Source organism: Oscillospiraceae bacterium NTUH-002-81, assembly GCA_032620915.1.
Classification (GTDB): Bacteria; Bacillota; Clostridia; order Lachnospirales; family Lachnospiraceae; genus JAGTTR01.
Genome location: CP136052.1, coordinates 1,256,360 through 1,277,054, shown reverse-complemented (window position 1 = coordinate 1,277,054; position 20,695 = coordinate 1,256,360). Strand labels below are relative to the sequence as shown.

17 protein-coding genes and 2 pseudogenes are annotated in these 20,695 nt (G+C 46.3%); 1 reads left to right on the top strand and 18 read right to left on the bottom strand.

Annotated elements, in window-relative coordinates; genetic code table 11:
• Positions 1 to 3: 3 nt before the first annotated feature.
• The 7 genes and pseudogenes from RJD28_06070 to RJD28_06040 form a co-directional block, all read right to left on the bottom strand.
• A pseudogene (locus tag RJD28_06070) lies at positions 4 to 1,934 on the bottom strand (LPD1 domain-containing protein).
• A gap of 265 nt (positions 1,935 to 2,199) precedes the next feature.
• Positions 2,200 to 2,805, bottom strand: coding sequence for a hypothetical protein (locus tag RJD28_06065; GenBank protein WNV59055.1), 606 nt, complete (start codon positions 2,803 to 2,805; stop codon positions 2,200 to 2,202).
• A gap of 241 nt (positions 2,806 to 3,046) precedes the next feature.
• Positions 3,047 to 3,328 carry an XRE family transcriptional regulator gene (locus RJD28_06060; protein WNV59054.1) on the bottom strand — a complete coding sequence of 94 codons (282 nt, stop codon included), beginning with the start codon at positions 3,326 to 3,328 and terminating at the stop codon, positions 3,047 to 3,049.
• A gap of 32 nt (positions 3,329 to 3,360) precedes the next feature.
• Positions 3,361 to 3,585, bottom strand: a complete 225-nt coding sequence (locus RJD28_06055; GenBank protein WNV59053.1) for a hypothetical protein — start codon at positions 3,583 to 3,585, stop codon at positions 3,361 to 3,363.
• A 13-nt stretch (positions 3,586 to 3,598) separates the two neighbouring features.
• Positions 3,599 to 4,579 carry a toprim domain-containing protein gene (locus RJD28_06050; protein WNV59052.1) on the bottom strand — a complete coding sequence of 327 codons (981 nt, stop codon included), beginning with the start codon at positions 4,577 to 4,579 and terminating at the stop codon, positions 3,599 to 3,601.
• A 77-nt stretch (positions 4,580 to 4,656) separates the two neighbouring features.
• Positions 4,657 to 5,529, bottom strand: a complete 873-nt coding sequence (locus RJD28_06045; GenBank protein WNV59051.1) for a DUF6017 domain-containing protein — start codon at positions 5,527 to 5,529, stop codon at positions 4,657 to 4,659.
• 29 nt (positions 5,530 to 5,558) lie between these two features.
• Complete coding sequence (locus RJD28_06040; GenBank protein ID WNV59050.1) at positions 5,559 to 6,080, bottom strand: DUF5720 family protein; 522 nt, start codon at positions 6,078 to 6,080, stop codon at positions 5,559 to 5,561.
• Between the two features lie 257 nt (positions 6,081 to 6,337).
• Here RJD28_06040 and RJD28_06035 point away from each other — a divergent pair.
• A pseudogene (locus tag RJD28_06035) lies at positions 6,338 to 6,514 on the top strand (tyrosine-type recombinase/integrase).
• A 90-nt stretch (positions 6,515 to 6,604) separates the two neighbouring features.
• Here RJD28_06035 and RJD28_06030 read toward each other — a convergent pair.
• The 11 genes from RJD28_06030 to dnaK form a co-directional block, all read right to left on the bottom strand.
• Positions 6,605 to 9,562 carry an HsdR family type I site-specific deoxyribonuclease gene (locus RJD28_06030; GenBank protein WNV59049.1) on the bottom strand — a complete coding sequence of 986 codons (2,958 nt, stop codon included), beginning with the start codon at positions 9,560 to 9,562 and terminating at the stop codon, positions 6,605 to 6,607.
• 557 nt (positions 9,563 to 10,119) lie between these two features.
• A complete protein-coding gene (locus tag RJD28_06025; GenBank protein WNV59568.1) occupies positions 10,120 to 10,632 on the bottom strand; it encodes an NADAR family protein in 513 nt (170 codons plus the stop codon).
• Entirely contained in the window at positions 10,632 to 11,048 is a 417-nt protein-coding gene (locus RJD28_06020) for a hypothetical protein (protein ID WNV59048.1), read from the bottom strand. The genes RJD28_06025 and RJD28_06020 overlap by 1 nt, the downstream gene beginning before the upstream one ends.
• A gap of 15 nt (positions 11,049 to 11,063) precedes the next feature.
• Positions 11,064 to 11,711, bottom strand: coding sequence for a DUF3990 domain-containing protein (locus tag RJD28_06015; GenBank protein WNV59047.1), 648 nt, complete (start codon positions 11,709 to 11,711; stop codon positions 11,064 to 11,066).
• Between the two features lie 14 nt (positions 11,712 to 11,725).
• Positions 11,726 to 12,919, bottom strand: coding sequence for a restriction endonuclease subunit S (locus RJD28_06010; protein ID WNV59046.1), 1,194 nt, complete (start codon positions 12,917 to 12,919; stop codon positions 11,726 to 11,728).
• Between the two features lie 2 nt (positions 12,920 to 12,921).
• The gene (locus tag RJD28_06005) at positions 12,922 to 14,523 is read right to left on the bottom strand and encodes a type I restriction-modification system subunit M (GenBank protein ID WNV59045.1); all 1,602 of its coding nucleotides are present in this window, start codon (positions 14,521 to 14,523) and stop codon (positions 12,922 to 12,924) included.
• Complete coding sequence (locus tag RJD28_06000) at positions 14,504 to 15,046, bottom strand: hypothetical protein (GenBank protein WNV59044.1); 543 nt, start codon at positions 15,044 to 15,046, stop codon at positions 14,504 to 14,506. The genes RJD28_06005 and RJD28_06000 overlap by 20 nt, the downstream gene beginning before the upstream one ends.
• A gap of 194 nt (positions 15,047 to 15,240) precedes the next feature.
• On the bottom strand, positions 15,241 to 16,182 hold the full coding sequence (locus RJD28_05995; protein WNV59043.1) for a GTP-binding protein: 942 nt from the start codon (positions 16,180 to 16,182) through the stop codon (positions 15,241 to 15,243).
• 12 nt (positions 16,183 to 16,194) lie between these two features.
• Entirely contained in the window at positions 16,195 to 17,358 is a 1,164-nt protein-coding gene (locus tag RJD28_05990; GenBank protein ID WNV59042.1) for a GTP-binding protein, read from the bottom strand.
• A 54-nt stretch (positions 17,359 to 17,412) separates the two neighbouring features.
• Positions 17,413 to 18,600, bottom strand: a complete 1,188-nt coding sequence (gene dnaJ / locus RJD28_05985; protein WNV59041.1) for a molecular chaperone DnaJ — start codon at positions 18,598 to 18,600, stop codon at positions 17,413 to 17,415.
• Between the two features lie 133 nt (positions 18,601 to 18,733).
• On the bottom strand, positions 18,734 to 20,614 hold the full coding sequence (gene dnaK / locus RJD28_05980; protein WNV59040.1) for a molecular chaperone DnaK: 1,881 nt from the start codon (positions 20,612 to 20,614) through the stop codon (positions 18,734 to 18,736).
• Between the last annotated feature and the right edge of the window lie 81 nt (positions 20,615 to 20,695).

Below are 20,695 nucleotides of genomic sequence, written 5' to 3'. Positions count from 1 at the left end.
CTGCTATATTTCCGGCTCATGGTTTTTTCTGAAAATCGTCTGTGCCGGTGATTTTTTATCTGCCGGTCTGTTTGCCGCAAGCTGATCCATCACGGAAGGACGGCCGACGCCGAACATGGATAGCTGACCGTCCGCTGCCTCACGAAGTTCAGAAACAGAGAGAGGAAGCGTTACATCGGCATGGGTCAATAGCTGTTCCCGTTTCAAATCCTGAATGATCTCGTCAAAAACAGCGTTGATCGCACGGCGTTCTTCCCCCACAGGAAAGGCTTTCAATACCTCCATTTCTCCGTCTTTACCGGAAACCAGGGTAAGGGCACAGTCGGCATGGCCTGCCAGATAATCCGATGTGTAGGGCAGTTTGTCCTTGATATAACAGGCAAAGGCTCTGGCTGTCATTTCCACATTGCTGTCCCAATAACCGCCGTCTTTTTCACATTCTTTTCCCATGCGTACCGAATTACGGTAAAAATCAGTTTCCGTCCGTCCAATCTGCGGAGCTTCCTGCGCCTGCATCCTGGAAAGCATACGCTCAAAAATTTCCAGCCGTTCCCGTTCACTTTTGGGAATTACCCGGCCGGTAACATTCTTCTTAAATGCGCTGATCTGTCCCACAGAGCCGGGTTCGCCGGACAAAAATGCTTCCCGCAAGACTGCGTAGGTTTCCATCTGTTCCTCATTGCCATACCGTTTCAGAGAGGCAAGAACCGAGGAATCCAGCCAGCTTGCCGCATTTTTCCGGGTGCGTTCTGTTTGTGCTTCCGTGCGCTTTGCTGCCTGTTCCGGTGTTTCCGGTTTATACTTCATGGTGTCAATGAGTTTTTGGAACGGCGCATAGAGGCGGGGCTGTTCTGACAGCATCCCTTTTGCGCCCATCTTTGTACCAAGATAATCGTCAAGTCCATGCCACCATTCATGTGCCAGCGAACCGGCCCCGTGCATTTTCGTAAGATTGATGACTGTACGCAAAGGTTCATAATGAGCCGCAGCATTGCCGCTGCCTCTTGCACCAAAAGCGATAGCAAGCGTTCCCTGATAAGCAATATCTTTATCGCTGATCTTAAGGGCTGACGCCAGATCCTTTAGTGCTTCAAATCCCATGTTAAGGGAGGTCTGACGGTCGTTCTGGTTCATCCAGTTTCCAAACTCGCCGCCGCGGAATCCAAATGTATCAAGATAATGCTGTCCGGTGATCTCCACGCCATTCCGATAATCCGGGCCGGTACGTTTGACATGGGCGAGCTGGGGGAGGGACAAACCGGATCTTCCCATTTTTGTTCCTGCCTTTGGCAAGTTCCTGCACCCATTTCAGGGCAGCTTCTTTGGTCTCAAAATTGGTCCGCAGGATCGAATAGCCTTTTGTCACATAGTAGGTACCGGGTTTCCAGTCCTCATTTTTAGAATAGGTATGTTTCCCGTCGTTGAAGTGGATCGCATAACCTTTCGGTATTTTCTGCTCTTTGGAAACACAAAACTGTTCCTTTTTTGCTTTCTGAGTAAAGTTGCGCTCAAAATATTCAGCCGAGCGGATCAGCATAGTATTGGATAATTTGTTTGTAATCACGGGATTGTCCTGACCCTTTTTCGTTGCCCGGTAATGGATTCCGCTTCCCCAGCCCTGTACCTTTTCTAAATATCCATTGTCGACGAAAAAAGCGGTCATAGGCTCTCATGGCATCCTCCACAGTACGGACATCTGAAAGCACTGTCTGCAATTCCCGGACTGTTTTTATATACTCCTTTTGCCTCGCAGTCCGTTTTTCCGGGGTGTCATCCGTGCGGTAATACTGAGGAGAGGCGTTTAAGCCGTCCCTTGCTTTTTTGATAAAATAGACCACGCCAAGAGGAATCCCTTCCTCCAGCATGGCTGCATAGTCCGGCTTTTTCCAGACATTATCCTTTTTCACAAATTTTTCGGCTTCGCGCTCATTCATGGCTTCCAGATCATCCGCATACAGCCCGCGGTCTTTCCACAGGTCTTTTTTCGCACCGCCGATCTTTTCACCGAAATCTTCATGCACTCCTGCCAATCTTCATCACCTCCAGTCAGTGTAAAATTCTTATCGCTCCGGGGCAGGGCGACGTTCTTCGTTTTTGTGAAGTTGTGGGAGGTTTCCTGTGAGCCGGTCAGTTTCCCTGCGGATCAGTTTGTCCAGAGCGCCTAAATCCTCCGGTGCAATGGCAAACTCCCGGTAATTTTCATACCACAGGCCCGTAGAGATTGCCGCGATGGGCGCAATTTTTCTCCGAACCGGATGGAAGAAGGCGATACACAGGGGCTTCGTCATAAAGAAGCATCTGCTTTGCCGTTCCCTGTGGTATGCGGTACTTATCCATATCCGGGTTCTGGGCTGCCTCCATATATTGCATATTCAGGCGTTCTTCTAAATCCTGGGGCATATAACGAAATGCCTGATCCATCCACTGTCTGAACATCGTGGAATAGTGGTACTGCCATTCCGTAACTTGATTCGGGGCATAAGAAAACCCCCAACTTTTCAGAGCATCTTTTTCGTAAAGCTCCATTTCAGTCCATTCTTTCAGGCTGACCGTAGCCGCTGAACCATCTTTGCGTTCGATATTGACGCCGCAAGGATAGAGGATATTTCTTTTTATATCCTGCCGCAGCGTGTCTAAATCCATCATCAGGACATCTCCGTACAAGTGACCGCCCTCTCTGCGATCCGTATGAAACAGGAAAGCCCTCGCTCCGATAAACTCCGTTGTTGAGATCATTTGATAAAGATCCGCCGTAGAACAATAAGCAAACAAAGCGTCGGAAAGCCATATGTGATTTTTTCCCATGATGGCAATGGAATCAGCCCCGGTATTTGTCGCCAGAGAACGCATATTAAATTCGCATTCCCTAAGAAAATCTCCGGCAAAAATATGGAGCTCATACGCAAAGACGGATAAGTCTGTATCACGGATCAAATGAATCTGCGGTAGTGGTTCCTGATTCAATCAAATTCCTCCTTTCATGTGAAGCAGCTCTTTGACCTGCTCATTTTCCGCAAACGGCTGGCTATCTGTCTCCGCCATTTAATCAATCCCTCCCATCTGCCGGTAGCTGCCCGCCGGCAATCTTGCCGACAATCTCCGGACCGGTTTCATAAATCTGCATGAGGCGTTTTGCTGTGCCGCAGGGCTGTGCAGCTCCGCTGGTCCAAAGACGCACTGTGGATGGGGCAACATTCATCAAAAGAGCAAAGCCCTTTTCGTTCATGTCCAGCTTTTTCATCAGCGATTTAACCATATCGGGGCCGTAGTCTGGACACCGGGAAGCCTCGGCAATCATCTGCAAAGCGGTATTTTCAATTTTTTTCATTTTCAAATCCTCCTGTTATTTGTTTTCCAGCCTTATGCCGGAGCAAAGCTGATCTGGTTGTGTTTCATCCTTTTGGCAAAATCCGGCAGCGAATAATTTACCCCGTCAATTTCTGCATGGGTGTCATCCAGACGATGACAAACAGCAAAGTGCCTGTCCCCGTTTCCATAGAACAGGCAGAGTAAACCATTGTCGGGAATGGAAAACAGCGCTTTTCCGGCGCTGTCTGTAAAGCAGATATGTTGAGATCCATTCATGTTGAAATCCTCCCTAAATTGAAACAGCCGCCTCTTTTGGGCGGCGTTGGTGCTGGCTGGTTTGCAGTTGTTCCCGAACCAGCAGCAATTTCTCATTGTAATCTTTTCCCATCCGGGGAGGGTTGACACTTACCCGGATATGACGGAAACGTTTATCCTCGTGAAGCATGGTCTTGATTTTCCGGGCATTGACAAATCCGGCAAGGTCGTGGTCCATATAAAGGGTAACACGCCGTATCTCCGGGTGGCGTTCCAGGAAAGAAGTCAGCGCCACATGGGAAGTACCGCCCAAAGACAAGCGATAACCATTCCATTTCCATCCCTCCAGCTCTTGAAGTGTCGCATGGGAAAGCGCATCAATAGGAGCTTCAAAGACTGCCACATGCCGGCTGCCCGGACTTTGCGGGGGATAACAAAAGTTATATCCTTTGTCGCTGCCATAGACATCCTTTTTGAGATTGCCGCTGATACTGCGCATACAGGCAAACTTCGCTTTCCCGGAATCATCTTTCCCAACAAACACACAAACCGGTTCTCCATGATACCGGGCTTCGTAAAAAATCCCGGCTTGTAAACACTGGCGAATGACTTCTGAGCTGATCCCCCGTTTCTGCAAATAGGAGACCGCAGCGGTCGCGCAACGTCTGGCCCAGGGGAGAGCGAATGTTTTCTTTTCCGGCTCTTTTGATACCTGTATTTCTGCCGTACTTCGGTAAGCCGGTTCCTGTGGGATTTCGCCACCTACCAGAGCATGAACCGCATCCACAAGACCATATCCCCGAATCTGGATCAGGTAGTCCAGCGCATTGATACTCCGTCCGCGGCTGTTCCAGTACCAGTACCTTTTCCCGGTCACATATACCAGACTGTCATGCTCCTTATGCCGGAAATTAGGTCCATCCTGTTTCAGCACGCCGGGTTCATGGAATTGCAGGTAAGTAAACAAGTCAGCTTCCCGCGCTGCCTGAATCTGTTCTTTGGTTACGCCGGGCATAGTACCGGCACAGTGTTTCTTTTCATTGTGCTTTGCCTCCTTCCTGTGATGAAATGAAAAAAGACACCCAAAGGTGCCTAACAGCCGTACAGGTCGTGATTGACCTCGGCACGGTAATAGCTGTCCATTGTAGCCGGGGCATTATACAGCGCCGCCAGCAGATACGCTTTGATGTTTCCGACCTTCGTTGTGTTCTTGTCGATACAGTCAAAGACATACTCTAAGTGGCCGGAATTGATCTTCAGGAACCGGCTCTTGACGATCTCCCTCGGAAAATCATCTCCGGCAATGCGAATGTAAGGGCGTTTCGACAAAATCACTTCAAGCATAAGTTCAAGGGCTTCATCCAAACGTTCCCTGCCATACCGTAAGACCAGTAAGTCATATTCAATATTTTCTTTGATGATTTCACGATAGGCTTCTATCAGCTCTATCCGATCCATCCCATCCGTGCGGTTTGCCGCTTCCGGCTCTGCCGGATAGATTGATGGATAAGTTATTGATTTATCTTTTTTTGATTTTTTTGTTTTTAATGGATTAGTATTTAATTGTGCCGGATTTTCCTGTTCAGGTTCCGCCTGTTTAGGTTTTGCCTGTTCTGGTTTTACCTGTCTTGGATTTTCCCGTTTAGGTGAAAGCCCTGTGTTTTCGGTACTTACAGGCTGCTCATGGATCGTATATTCAATGTCTCCCAACTGCCCGTTATCATAGCGGAGGCGCTGTCTGGTGAGATAACCATGCCGCTCCAGTTCCTTCAGGGCAGTAGTGATAGAATCCACACCATCCTTGCAGATATGGGCGAGTCCCTTTGTGGTATAATCCCAATCTTCCGGCAGCGACAACATAAGTGATAAAAGCCCCTTTGCCTTTAAGGACAACTCCGTATTGCGCAGATGGTGATTGCTCATTATCGTAAAGTCCTTTGTTTTCTCTACACGGAATACTGCCATTGTACCGCCTCCTTTCTTCGACTATTCCGTTACAAGGCATGATCCCTGCGGTCATAATGGAGATGACCGTCAGAGACCTTCGCATGGTTTTTCAGTTTCACTTCGCCCCGTTCCTGGCTCTCTAAAAATTTCTGATAGCCGGCATCTGTAAGGAACAAGCGCATCTTATCGCCTTTGTCGCCAACAGGGGAATCGTAAGACAATACATCAAAGACGATCATGTGCTTTACTTCTGGATCAAAGCGTTCAAGTGCCATGATGTCATGCCCCTTCAATTTTTCTGCCCCTGATTGTTGTCTGGCCTCGGCGATCTTTTCTCCAATCGTCCGGGCTGGATAGGGCAGACGGTAATTCTTCTGAATATCTTTTACCAAGTCCATGCACTCTGCATTTGACAGAACACGAAGTTTTGCCATAAGACCTTCTGCCGCCTCCCGCTGTTCGGAATTATTTGAATACCGCACGGTCATATAAAGTTCATTCAGGATCTTTGTCTGATAATCGCCCTCCACTTGAAAGAGCAGCTTTTTTTCCATTTCGTTTAATTCCATGTGGATCTCCTTTCTCTCGAAAATGAGTATGAAAAAAGGGCGTCCACCTATAAAAGTGAAACGCCCACGGCAACCAGCGGTCAGACATAAAGCCGGACCGCTGGCACTATTAAATTTTGTCGTTAATAAAACAGCCTCCTTTTTTCTTTATAGTTTTCGTCAATTTTCAACTTGGAAAAGGAATTGAATAAAAGACGACAAACGCTCAAACCCCTTGAAAATAAAGGCTTTTTCTGTTTGTCGTTATTATACCGTAACGGCACACACACGCTTCCCTATTGCTGTTTGCCGGTGTATCCATCGCAAGCGTGGCGCGCAGATTAGGACACTCCAATATGACCACCACGCAAAAAACATACTTGCACATTATTCAGGAACTGGAAAGCAAAGACATTGATATCATCATGCGGTCTTTGTCTAATCTAAACTCGTAAACACAACATGCGCCGATGAATCCCTGAAAAGCTTGCAGCAAATACATGACCCTCTAAAGTCTCATCTTATTACTGCAAGCTTTCATATTTCTACTGTTCAATCCAAAGTTCAATTTCAGGCATAAGCACTTCCTTAAACTCCCGTATCAGTGCACTGTTAAATTTGAACTTTGGAAGGGCACTTGGTGTCTGTTCCTTATATGCCGCATAATCCGCCTGCTCCTTCAGCTTATTTTCGTTGGCAAGCTCTCCGTCCTTAAAATTGAACACCTCGTATTTCACATCATCAAATGGGATAAACCACTGCTCTGCAAATCGCTTTATTTCTTTGTCAACTGCTGCATAACGCATTTGATTGATCATAACAGAGACATCCTGTCCAAGAAATCTTGCCTTATCCTGTTTAATCTCATTTAACACCTGCATCAGCAAATCACTCAATTTTGGATTATCTGCACAATACTCTTTTATAAGCGCTTTTAATCTAAAAAACCTACGTTCAAACTCAACCTCATCAAAATCATCATCCTTCTGATTTAGTGAATCCACAAATCCCTGCAACAGTTCCATGATGTATTCAAAATCAATTCTGAATTTGCTGTAAGCCACCAAATCATAGTCATCCCGGATGGGATCATCTGTATCATCCGGCGGATCTTTTCGCAGTTCCTCCAGCACATTCTTATATACCGCCGCATAATTTTCATAGATATCCTGGCTGAAATGATATTCCTCCAGTATTTCCGGTTCAAATGTGGAAAATGATTTCAGATGCGCATAATCATGATCCAGGTCTCTGAATAGCTTGATAAAGGTTTTCTTCTGCTTTTTGGACAATTCCATGACATCTTTGGGCTCAGGCGCAAATGTGCGTATTGTTCTTAAAGACAGGCTGAAATTCTCCAGCACCGTTTCCCAGCCTTCTGCGATTGCCTGTCCGATGCCACCTTTCGAATACAATACAAGCGCTTCATTAATCTTTTCCCTGAAATCCTTCGGGTCTCTAAATGTCACAATCTGTCCGTATTCTTTATTCTGGTCAAACAAACGGTTGGTTCTTGAAAATGCCTGAATCAGTCCCTGTGGGCTCATCGGCGGTCTGTCGATAAAAAGCGTCGAGAGACACGGGGCATCAAATCCTGTCAGTAAGCGGTCTACCACAATCACAAGATCCACCTGCTGCTCTCTGTCTATATACCGTTTTTCCTTTCTGGCCAATCTGTCATTCAGATTTCCGTTGTACGCACCCAGGCCACTTAATTCATACTTTGTGCCGAAAAGTTTATTATAATAAGCCAGATATCTCTTCATCGCATCCTGGTTTGCCTTTGATGCCTCATCGTTTTCAGATACAGAAAAAGTGATTGCCACTTTGGGAAAATCAGGAAGCGCCTTCCTGACATCCTCACTGATTTTCAGTTTATCCTCTCCTGCTTTGATTTTCAGAATCATATCATAATATTTTTGTGCCACTGCAATGGACTCTACCGTAAGCATTGCCTCATATGTCTTCCCCTTTCCATTTTGCATGCCAAACTTGGAAAGAGAGTGATTCAACACAATATTCAGGACATTTCTCATATGCCCTTCACTGTGATAATACTTTTCCTCATCGTCTTTTGAGACATCCTTAGGCCCCAGATTCTCCACATTGAAGCCCAATACCGCGCCATCATGAATGGCTTCTTTTATTGTGTAGTTGTGGAGACACGGGCCATATAATTCTTCTGTCGTCTGCGGCAAGTCCCCTTTTTGCTCATACTTATTTTCTTCAAATATGGGTGTCCCCGTAAATCCGAACCAAATGGATTGATTGAAAAACCGTTCCATATCTCTTTTGGTCTGCGGCGTAACTGCCCGGTGGCACTCATCTACCACAAACGCAATTTTCAGGGATTTTATTTTGTTGTACTCCCTGCTCCCCTCCTTCAAACGCCGGTGAATCATCACCTGCATTTTCTGTCTGGTCGTTACAATCATCTGACGGTTATCGTCCGCCAGCTTTTTGATCAGGCTTCCCACATGCTCGGTATCATCCACATCAATGGTATCATTGTCCGCATAGGACTGAAAAGCGCCCTTCGTCTGTAAATCCAAGTCTTTCCTGTCAATCAGAAATACCGTCTTTTGGATTGAAGGAATATCCATCAGAAGATTTCTGGTTGCTTTATAGGATGTCATTGTTTTTCCAGAGCCCGTTGTGTGCCAGATAAATCCAGACTTTCCCACTTTGGAAGCCGCTCTCATCGCCTCAATGGCATGAATCTGATATGGTCTTAAAATAAGCAATTTTCTCTTATCATTATCAAGCACCGTATACTTTGTCACCATCTCATGGGCCTGCGGGATTCTCAAAACTGCCTGCGCGAAATCAATGTAATCGCATACCGGCAAATTTTCATTGTCGATCCAGCCCGTCAGAAATTTCTTGTTTAATTCCGTGTCCTTGGCTGCCGAAAAATATTTTGTATCCACCACATTGCTGACCACAAACATCTGCACATTGGAAAATATTCCATGAAATTTTCCCTCGGCAATATATTTCTTGATCTGCCGGTATCCATCCATATAGGAATGCTCTTTATTTTTTAATTCTATATGGATCATTGGAATTCCATTGATGAGAAGCGTCACATCGAACCTACGGTCTCTTCCCTGCCCATCCCCATCTTCCTGAAATGCCTGATACTGATTAATCACCTCATAAACACTGGATCCGCCTGCAATATGCTCATTATTCATAACAACCAGGTGAAGCGTCTCATTTCCCCTCTGCACATGAACATATACTTTTCCATTCTCTCCAACCAGCCATTTCCCGGCATCATAAAATGACGCATGGGAGAGATCATTCTTCACCTTGGCGAATTCGGATTCACTCAGTGGCTGATCATCCAGCTTTGCCTTATTATTCTGTTCCAATATGTATTTAAAATTGTTCCATAAATCCGCTTCCGTCTTAAGATCAGGCCTGTATGTCCACTGGGACTCTCCGCCGCAAAGCTGATCTACGAGACGTTTTTCGATTACCGATTCCAATTCTGCCATCGTCATTTTTCCTTTCTGCGGGAACATATTTTGCAGCATATAATTTTTCAATAATTTTAGTTGGTCACACTTACGCTGATGAAGGGTGATAAAGTGTTCCAGATTAGAAAAATATGTTCCTAATTTGATTTGCTCATCAATTTGTGGAAGCATAAACTCCGTTTTTAAGAAATTATCATTATATAATCTCTTGATAGTAGAACCTTCACAAGACCACTCTACGACGCTATATAAAACTTTTAAAAAGCTGTTGTCTATCTCATTTCCATGTTTAAGCCACACGATATTTGAATCTTGAAAATATTCATCTTTTCCAGTAAATTCAACGGTTCTGCCAATGCTACCAGAAGCAGAAATCAATATATCGCCCTTGTTCGGATATGGATATTTAGTTTTATACTCGTCAAATAACTCTTTTGAAATGAATGCGTCTGGTTCAACACCAAATGTGCCTATCTTATAAAAAGGCACTTCACCCTCATCTGATGTCTGCTCTTTAAAAATTCGCTTACACATAGCAATTGAGCCAATATCGCCAAACTTACGCTGTTCCCAAGCTAGAGTATTTTATACCCCTGTTTCCCCGTCAACAGCCTTTTCTGTTCATAACGCGCCATCATCAGTGCATACCCCAACAGATTTTGTCCCTTCCACAAATTTAAATCAAAGCGATTCGGGTCTGTCATGGACAATCCAATGCCCCAAATGCGGTCTTTCACCGCACACTCTGCCAGTATCGCATCTCCGGTTTCCAGTAATTGCTCCCTAAGACGTGGATTTTGTGAAAATTTCTCCTTCAAGCCCTCGTACACAATCAGCTGACGGATTCCACCCCACAACCGATCATCATATCCAGACACCATCCGGCCCAGTTCTTTGATTCTTGCCACATCCTCCGTTTTCAAAATCTGCGCAGCAATTTCCTGATCATCAAAATACAACGCCTTTCGATACATCATGTATTGCTCTACAGAGGCAAACTGAATATCGTTCCAGCAAAATGCAGAAGGATACCAGTTACTCAAAAATCCGTATTCTTCTTCCGGGTTATGAAAGCCAATCACATGCATCACACCATGCCTACTTTCTGCACTGCCAGATCCAATTCCAGATCATGAAGCCCATAATATGCTTTTTTCAGAAAATTTAATGGAATCTTTTTTATAATTTCCGCACTTGGCATATTATAATACCACTGATAGTATGCATAGAATTCTCCGATCCAATCCGGCATAAACCCTTCCAGTGCTTTCCCCGGTTTCAATACATACTTTTCTGTTTCAACGAAATAATTCCAAAGCTCTTTTGCATCCATCGTATTCACATACGCCTTCGCCTCATCAATGCTTAACCTGGTTTTACTTGTCATGTAAGCATTGATGAAATCCTCTGTATCTTTATCCGGGAATTCCTGTGACACCAAATCAAACAGTTTCCCCTGATTTTCTACCACATCCTCCAAATAGGCATCTGCATAAGCCCGCATCACCATCACCATCCTTTAAAGCAACGTACTGAACACTTTTGTTACTTTATTTGCATCTGAATCAACCAGTGCTCGCATATTTCTTCTTGCTACAATATCACGCTGATTATACCTGTCGTTAAATTCTGCATAATCAACAGCAGTCAGTCCATTCTCTATTTCCTTTAACTGCGCGTATGCCCGCTTGGATTTCAAGCAATACTGAATGCCCAATCCACCAAGAGAAAGCAATTCCTGCAAAATATCCACATCAATATTATCTCTCACAAACTCTTTTGCAATGTAAAAATACGAGGCATCCGCACGCCAGCCTTTGATCACATCATATCCACTGGTATCAATCCCATATTTTTCGATGAATCGAGCAGAAAGCATTCGATATCGCCTGGAATCTGCCGCATCCCGATGTTTCATCAGTTCTGCCAGCCAGCTAAGAAGATTTTCTTCCTGAAAGTCCAAAATTTTCAACCCGGAACAATCCAATTCAAATTGATGCACCCAGCCGTTTGTATCATTTGGTCTGCACACCGCCCATTCTTTTGCCAGTTCCATATTTTCTGTCAAATAAAATCCACGTCCATAATCATGTTTATCATTCCCGCCACCGAATACCGGCATAACAATTTTATCTGGAGTTCCGTGAAATAAAGTGATTTTTCCCATTTTGGCCCTCCTTCCTAGACAAACATCTTACTCAGCATAAATTTTTTCATTGTTTGTAACTCTTCCAGTTTACGCTGATGAAGGGTGATAAGGTTATTCAAATTGCCAATACAAGCTGCAATTTTCTTTTGTTCCTCAATTTGAGGTATCGGAACCATAAGTTTTGTATAATCTTTCAGATTATAATTCGAGCGTCCATCACCCGTTGCTATTGAAATAGCCCATTGTTTATGAGTATCAGTATTCAAATACGTTGCAAAATAACCTGAGTCTAATATTTCTTGATTTGGTCGAGTTACAATTGTTGCGAAACCTATTGAATTCACTTCATTTTCGCCTATTACAGCAGATGTTCCTATATCACCTGTATGTACCGTTATTACATCCCCTAGCTGGTGCATTCTTGATTTATTTTGTTTAGAAAATTCCTCATCAAGATAAATTGGATTTTCCCCAAATTCAAAATACCCATCTTTTATATCTGAATTTCTAATCAATAAATGACCCTGATCTGTATAGTGTTCAGTCATTGTCGTGACTAAACCAATATATATTTCACCTAATTCTGTAACCTTACGCTGTTCCCAATCGTCCGTAAATCCTTCAAATCTTATTTCCGGTTTTTTTTCACCATTTTTCGGAAACATTTTTTGAAGCATGTATTTTTTCAGTTTTTTTGTTTCATTACACTTACGCTGATGAAGGGTGATAAGGTTGTCGAGTTGCCGAAAGAAGTTACCGATTTGTACTTGTTCCGCTGTTATTGGCACTTTAACTTCAGCATTTTTTATATTGTCCGAGTTGAGTGATTCGAATGTTGAGCCGCAGGAAAGTGTTTTCCAAAAGCCGTCCATATCCATTTTTACGAGCAGTTGATATATGAATTCATTTCCTTTGATTGCTGCAACACCACGCCCAATTACAGCGTTATAAGCGGTTTTTCCCATTGCTCCAGCTGGAGCACGAACGCTCATTATCAAGTCGCCTGCATCCGCTTTCTTAGTAATCTGTGTTGTCCAAATACGAGGACAAACCCAACCGTTTTGCAAATCGGCATTACCTTGGACAAGAATATAATCACTCGGCTCATCGGAATAGGTACTACCATCAGGTGATTGTCCCATAGTTATCTGAACGACATCTCCCAACTTACGCTGTTCCCAATCATCCGTGTATCCTTTAAACCTGATTTCCGGTGTATTCCCCATGTCTACACCTCCTCAAATATCTTGATAAAATCCTCAACAGCCTCTTTGGTTTCTTCGGAACGGAAAGTAAGTTCCCGAAGCATGGACAATAAGGTATGATTCTCTTCTTTGATCGCCTTATTTGTCTCTCTGATATCCTGCGTCAGCTGCTTTAAGTCAATCTCTTCTTCTTCCTCACTGGTATCTACATATCTGGGAATATTGAGGTTATAGTCATTGGCCCGGATGTCATCAAAGGATGCCACATACGCCAGTTTATCTACAGTTTTTCTGTCTCGATACAGCTCCAGCACCTTGTTAATATGCTCTTCATGCATCACATTCTGTTTCTTTTCTTTTGTATAAAGGCTGGATGCATCGATAAATAACACATCTCTGCCTTCTCTGTGTTTTTTGAGAACAATAATACATGTGGGAATGGACGTATTATAAAACATATTGGACGGTAATCCAATAACCGCATAAATGGAACCGTTTTTCAGCAGGGTTTCCCTGATTGCCCCTTCTGCTGCACCTCTGAAAAGAACGCCATGCGGCAATACGATTGCCATGGTTCCTGTTTGTTTCAAATGATAAAATCCGTGCAGTAGGAATGCATAATCCGCTTTTGATTTCGGTGCAAGCTTTCCTCCATAATCCATAAATCTTTCGTCCTGTTTAAAACCCTCGGCCGCAGACCAGTGAGCTGAATAGGGCGGATTCATGGTAACTACATCAAATTCTGTATCTTCGTCTGTCGGCCAGTCTGCATCCAGCGTATCTCCATTTCGAAGATGCTGGTTTTCCGGAAGCACCCCGTGAAGGAACATATTCATTCTCGCCAGATTGTAGGTCGATGGCATCAGTTCCTGTCCATAATACTTGATATAATCCGGTTCGCTTGAATAATTTTTGCAGCTGAGCATCAGAGAACCAGAGCCCATACACGGGTCATATACCTGCAGGCCTTTTTTGTTCTCCTGCCCGGTCATCGCAATTCTGCAAAGAATCTGTGCCGGGCCATGCGGCGTATAAAACTCCCCTGCTTTTTTTCCTGTCTCAGATGCGAACTGACCAATCAGATATTCATATGCATTTCCCAGGACATCTCCTTTGGCATGGATTAAATCAGCTCCATCCAACACTTTGATGACTTCTGCCACCGTTGCACTCTGCTTCTGGTCTCCCGTTCCCAATCTGTTGGAATATAAATCTACGTCAGCAAATAGCCCATTGAATAATGCATCAGATTCCTGGATCCGGTTAAATGCAGCCTGCAATTTTTCTCTGTTAAATGCATTGTCCTTTGCCGCATTCAGCATGCTGACATATGTCATATCCGGGTCAAGGGTATAATGCAAAGAATGTTTCAGTTCCTGAAGCAATTCTTTGGCATCAGCAGTCTTCATGATTTCTTCATATTGCTTCTGCGCCTCCTGTAAATCGTCCGGTGTTTCATCATTCAGCAAATCATATACTTTTGCCAGGTAAGCATCTGACAGATATTTATAGAAAACCAGTCCTAACAAATATGTTTTATATTCGTTGGCATCCATTTTCCCCCTCAGCACATCTGCTCCATTCCATAATACCTGCAATAAGTCTTTACTCTCCATCCTTTTCATCCTCCTCTATTTTTCGGATCAGCGCAAGCGTCAGATGGTTCATATCTTCCGCCTGTTTGATTCTCAGCCGATTTTCTATCAATGATCGCCGATAAAGCTCGCCGATTACCCGCTGCTTTTCGATCTCTGGCAGTCTTATTTTTAACTCACCGATGGTTTTCACATTCAATTTTTTCACACTCAAGGTTGTCCCCTGATGGAACATCGCTATCTGCTGCTCAAAATCCTTCCCCTCGTTAAATTGAAAACAGAAATACCATTTATCCAGTATCTTAGAATCGAATTTGCATCGCAAAAAATTCGACGTGAGGCATTTATCTGCATTCGCTGTCGAAACAGGTGCCGCTTTCGTCTTCATCAGATTGATAATGCATTCCGATCTTTTGTCATGTACATTCACACACGATAAATCATTTTCAAAATTCTCAGGGGAATATAAGCGCAATTCCTGTGCATGAATTCTCGTAGGATTTTTGCCCAGGGAAAAACTCATAATTTCGTTTAGTTGTCTCATTTCGGCCATTACATCACCGCTTTCTACACTATACTATACTGTACTTTAATTAAATTACAATATCATAATACATCCACTTTCCAGTTTCGTCAATATGTAATTTACTTAAATTACAAAAAAAGAGAACCGACACACCATGTGTTCATCCTTCACAGGCGTTGTCGATTCTCTTGTTTCTTTTATTCAATATCTTTCGCTGTTTTTTACGTAAAGTATACGAGCTCTTCTTCCGGCTTCTCGGCTTTCTCGATCTTCACCGCTGTGAGCACCGGGCCGGGGCCCTGGTATTCTTTTCGCATCTCGGTTTTCACCGTGGCGGTGAGCTTGATGAATTCCTTCTGCCGCAGTTTGTCCGCGAACTGGGATTTGCACAGGAAGCCCACGAAGGTGACATCTTCCGCGCAACAGGTCATGGCAAAGCGGCCCGGCACGAAATAGCCCTTGGGCAGCTTGTCGCCCCGGTATACCATAGCCGTGAAATGTACGGTCTTGCCGTCATATTTTTCCGGGTGGTCCATGGCATCCAGATACCACAGACCGTAGTCGTCGTCCTCAATCTCGATGGTGTCCGCCGTCAGGTCGAAGGGCAGATCATCGTCATCGTCATCCTCATCGCTGCCGTCAATGGACTCGTAAATGATCTGTACCTGTCGGTTGGCAGCCTTCACGGAACGGCGCAGGCTTCCCTTCTTCGTGTCCTTGGTACAGCGGTTGAAAATGACCACATCGGACAGCTTCACCAGCTCCATCATGATGGAACGCATGTTGCTTAAGTACATTTCAAAGGTGCTGGCATCGATCATGGTGAAGGTCTGTACCACCGGCCAGTTTTTCGGCAGTACTTCCAGCAGCTTCTCGATTTTCCACATGCCGTTGTACTCGAAGATGGTCAGCTTCTGGCGGTGCTGGCGCTGCAGCTGTTTGAGGAAATCGGTGGTGAGTTCTTCCGGGCTTTCCACGGTGACAAGTACGGCGTTGCCGTCGGCCAGCACTTCTTCCTCGTATTCCTCTACGCCTTCCTCACAGCAGATGACAAGCACTTTCTTGCCCTCTGTGAATTCATGGTCTTCCAGGATTTCTTTGATAAAAGAGGTCTTTCCGCTTTCCAGAAAGCCTGTCGCAATATATACCGGTATCTCCAGCATTTCTTCACATCCTTACTTCAAACGGAATGCCCGCTCGATCTCTTCTGTTTTCAGTTCTGTACCGATCACGCACAGGCGGCCGGTCACTTCCGGCTCTCCCTTACGGATCTCGTATTCGCCGGGCACAAGGTCAAAGTAGATCCATGTGCCGTCTGTTGCCTGGATCATGCCCTTTGCACGCAGTACCATGCCGAATTCCTGACTGTTGGCCATGCGCTCCAGCACTTCCTGTACCTCGTCGTCGGTGTATTTATGATGGGTCTCGGTGCCCCAACTGGTAAATACATCATCTGCGTGATGATGGCCCTCATGGTCATGATGATGGTGGCCGCAGCTGCAGTTACCGTGCTCATCGTAGTGATGCTCATGATGTTCGTGATCATGGTGATCATGCTCCTCGTGGTCATGGTCATGATCGTGGTGATCATGCTCCTCATGGTCATGGTCGTGATCGTGGTGGTCATGCTCTTCATGGTCATGGTCATGATCGTGATGATGATGCTCGTGATCATGGTCATGATCGCAGCCGCAGTGATCGTGGTCATGCTCTTCCTCTTCCATCAGCTGCATAACGAAATCGTTCTTTTTCTCCATGGCATCCATGATCTGTGCGCCGGAAATATCATCCCAAGGAGTAGTGACAATGGTTGCCTCCGGATTTTTCTCCCGGATCATAGCAACAACCTCATCCAGCTTCTTCTCGGAGAGCTTCTGGGTTCTGCTCAGCACGATACACTTGGCGCTCTCGATCTGATTGTTGTAGAATTCGCCGAAGTTTTTCATAAACATTTTGCACTTCATGGCATCTGCCACAGCAGTGTAAGTGGAAAGCTCGATATCTGCCTCATCTGCCACTTTCAGCACAGCCTTCATGACGTCAGACAGCTTGCCCACGCCGGAGGGCTCGATGATGATCCGGTCAGGGGCGAACTGCTTTAATACATCCTGCAGAGCGGTGCCAAAATCGCCCACCAGAGAGCAGCAGATGCAACCGGAGTTCATCTCTGTGATCTGCACACCGGCATCTTTTAAGAAGCCGCCGTCGATACCGATCTCACCGAACTCATTCTCGATGAGGACGATCTTCTGGCCTTTCAGCGCCTCGTCCAGCAATTTTCTGATCAATGTGGTCTTTCCGGCTCCGAGGAACCCTGAAATAATGTCTATCTTTGTCATGTTAATCCCTTCCTGTTCTTCAAAACTGATTGTCTGGTTGCAACTGCCGCACTGCTATTCCTCGAAGGTCTCCTTTAGCTTATCCATGAAACCCTTCTTCTTCGGCTTATCCTTGCCTTTCTCCTTGTCCTTGCCTGCCGCCTCTTCCGACTGGTTCAGGCTGTTGCCGCTGGCCATGTCAAACTGCTTTAACAGCTCCTTGGCCTCATTGCTCAGCCGCTCCGGTGTCTTCACCACCAGAGTGACATAGTGGTCGCCGCGGACAGATTTGTTCCGCAGGGAAGGCACACCCTTGCCTTTCAGACGCACTTTGGTGTCGGTCTGGGTGCCGGGCTTCACATCATAAATGACGGGGCCGTCCACGGTATTGATCCGCAGCTCGCCGCCCAGTGCTGCCTGTGCAAAGCTGATGGGCACGGTGGAGAAAATGTTCATATCCTGCCGCTGGAATACCGGATGTCTGGAAACCACAACCTCCACCAGCAGATCGCCTCTGGGGCCGCCGTTGACGCCGGGTTCTCCTTTGTCCCGGATACGGATGCTCTGGCCGTTGTCGATACCGGCCGGAATGGACACCTGGATCTTCTTCTTGCTGGCAATATAGCCGGTTCCGTAGCAGTCCGGACATTTGTCCTTGATGACCTTACCGGTGCCGTGGCAGTCCGGACAGGTCTGTACATTTCTTACCATACCAAACAATGACTGCTGTGTAAATACCACCTGGCCTTTTCCGCCGCACTTGGAGCAGGTAACCGGGGAGGTTCCCGCCTTGGCGCCGGATCCGTGGCAGGTCGGGCACTCATCTTTCAGCGTCAGCTCCAGCTCCTTCTCGCAGCCGGAAATGGCTTCATCAAAGGTAATGCGAACACTGGCGCGCACGTTGGCACCCTTCATCGGGCCACTGTTCGCACTGCGGCTTCTGCCGCCGCCGAAGAAATCTCCGAAAATATCTCCGAAAATGTCTCCCATATCCATATTGTTGAAATCAAAGCCGCCTGCCCCCGCACTTCCGTCAAAAGCAGCATGGCCGAACTGATCGTACTGTTTTCTCTTCTCCGGATCACTCAGCACCGCGTAAGCCTCGGAAGCCTCCTTGAACTTCTTCTCCGCTTCCTTGTCTCCCGGATTGGCATCGGGATGGTATTTTTTTGCCAGTACACGATATGCTTTTTTAATGGCTGCCTCGTCCGCACTCCGGTCTACGCCAAGCACCTCATAGTAATCTCTCTTGCTCTCCGCCATTTTATTCACCTTTCATCTTGTTTCTCATGATATACCGTATGCAACGCACCAAAGTCCGGCTGCAGGAGATGTCCTCCGCAGCCGGACTTCCGGTGCTTAAGCGACCCTGTCCGTGCAGGCCGCCCCTTGCGTTTTAGACCTCCCGGTAATCGCCGTCTACCACGTCATCTTCCGGTTTGCCTGCATCGTTCTGAGTGTATCCACCCATATCCGGTCCCGGCTGGCCCTGACCCTGGGCACCTGCTGCTCCCTGAGCCTGCTCATATACTTTTGCAAACAGCTTCTGTGCGCTGTTCATTAATTTCTCTTTTGCAGCCTTCATATCAGCTACCTGAGCCTCTGTCATGCTCTCGGCCGGTGTAGCCTCGATCATCTTCTTCAGCTCATCCAAAGCGGTCTGAACCTCTGCCTTGTCAGCAGCATCCAGCTTATCTCCCACTTCCTCCATAGCCTTCTCGGTCTGGAATACCATGGAATCCGCATCATTTCTTGTATCTACTGCATCCTTACGGATCTTATCCTGTGCCTCGAACTCAGCAGCTTCTTTTACTGCCTTGTCGATATCGGCCTCGGACATATTGGATCCGGAAGTGATGGTGATGTGCTGCTCCTTGCCGGTTCCCAGATCCTTGGCGGATACGTTTACGATACCGTTGGCATCGATATCAAAGGTAACCTCGATCTGCGGAACGCCTCTTCTTGCCGGCGGGATACCATCCAGACGGAACTGGCCGAGGGTCTTGTTGTCTCTTGCAAACTGGCGCTCACCCTGTACCACGTGGATATCAACGGCTGTCTGGTTATCTGCTGCGGTGGAGAAGATCTGGCTCTTCTTGGTCGGGATCGTTGTATTTCTCTCGATCAGTCTGGTAGCAACGCCGCCCATGGTCTCGATGGACAGGGACAGAGGTGTTACATCCAGAAGAAGGATATCCCCGGCACCTGCATCGCCTGCAAGCTTACCACCCTGGATAGCTGCACCGATGGCAACGCACTCATCCGGGTTCAGGGTCTTGCTGGGCTCATGGCCTGTCAGCTGTTTTACTTTCTCCTGTGCTGCGATCATACGTGTGGAACCGCCGACCAGCAGTACCTTGGAAAGCTCTGCTGCAGTCAGGCCTGCATCCTTTAATGCGTTCTGTACCGGAACTGCGGTACGGTCGATGAGATCTTTGGTCAGCTCATCGAATTTTGCTCTTGTCAGATTCAGGTCCATATGCTTCGGGCCCTCTGCGGTTGCTGTGATGAACGGCAGGTTGATGTTGGTGGTGGTTGCGGAAGACAGCTCTTTCTTTGCCTTCTCAGCAGCCTCTTTCAGTCTCTGCAGTGCCATCTTATCATTGGAAAGGTCTACGCCCTCTGTCTTCTTGAACTCGTCGATCATCCACTGGGTGATCCGGTTATCGAAGTCATCGCCACCCAGATGGGTATCACCGTTGGTTGCCAGAACCTCGATGACGCCGTCGCCGATCTCGATGATGGATACATCGAAAGTACCGCCGCCCAGGTCATAAACCATGATCTTCTGCTCTTTCTCATTGTCCAGGCCGTAAGCAAGCGCTGCTGCGGTAGGCTCGTTGATGATACGCTTTACATCCAGGCCTGCGATCTTGCCGGCATCCTTGGTTGCCTGTCTCTGTGCATCATTGAAGTAAGCAGGAACGGTGATGACAGCCTCTGTTACCTTCTCGCCCAGATAGTTCTCTGCGTCTGCTTTCAGCTTCTGCAGGATCATTGCGGAAATCTCCTGCGGAGAATATTTCTTATCGTCGATGGATACCTTGTAATCCTGACCCATATATCTCTTAATGGAAGAGATGGTCTTCTCTGCGTTGGTAACTGCCTGACGCTTTGCCGGCTCGCCCACCAGACGCTCTCCTGTCTTGGTGAATGCCACAACGGACGGTGTGGTTCTTGCACCTTCTGTATTGGCGATAACTACCGGCTTACCGCCTTCCATAACTGCTACACATGAATTTGTTGTACCTAAGTCAATACCAATAATCTTGCTCATAAATAAAGCCTCCTATCAAATCTATCTCTCTGTTGCTGATTACCTGTCTTTATATCAAAACGCTGACGCGTCCTGAAAGCT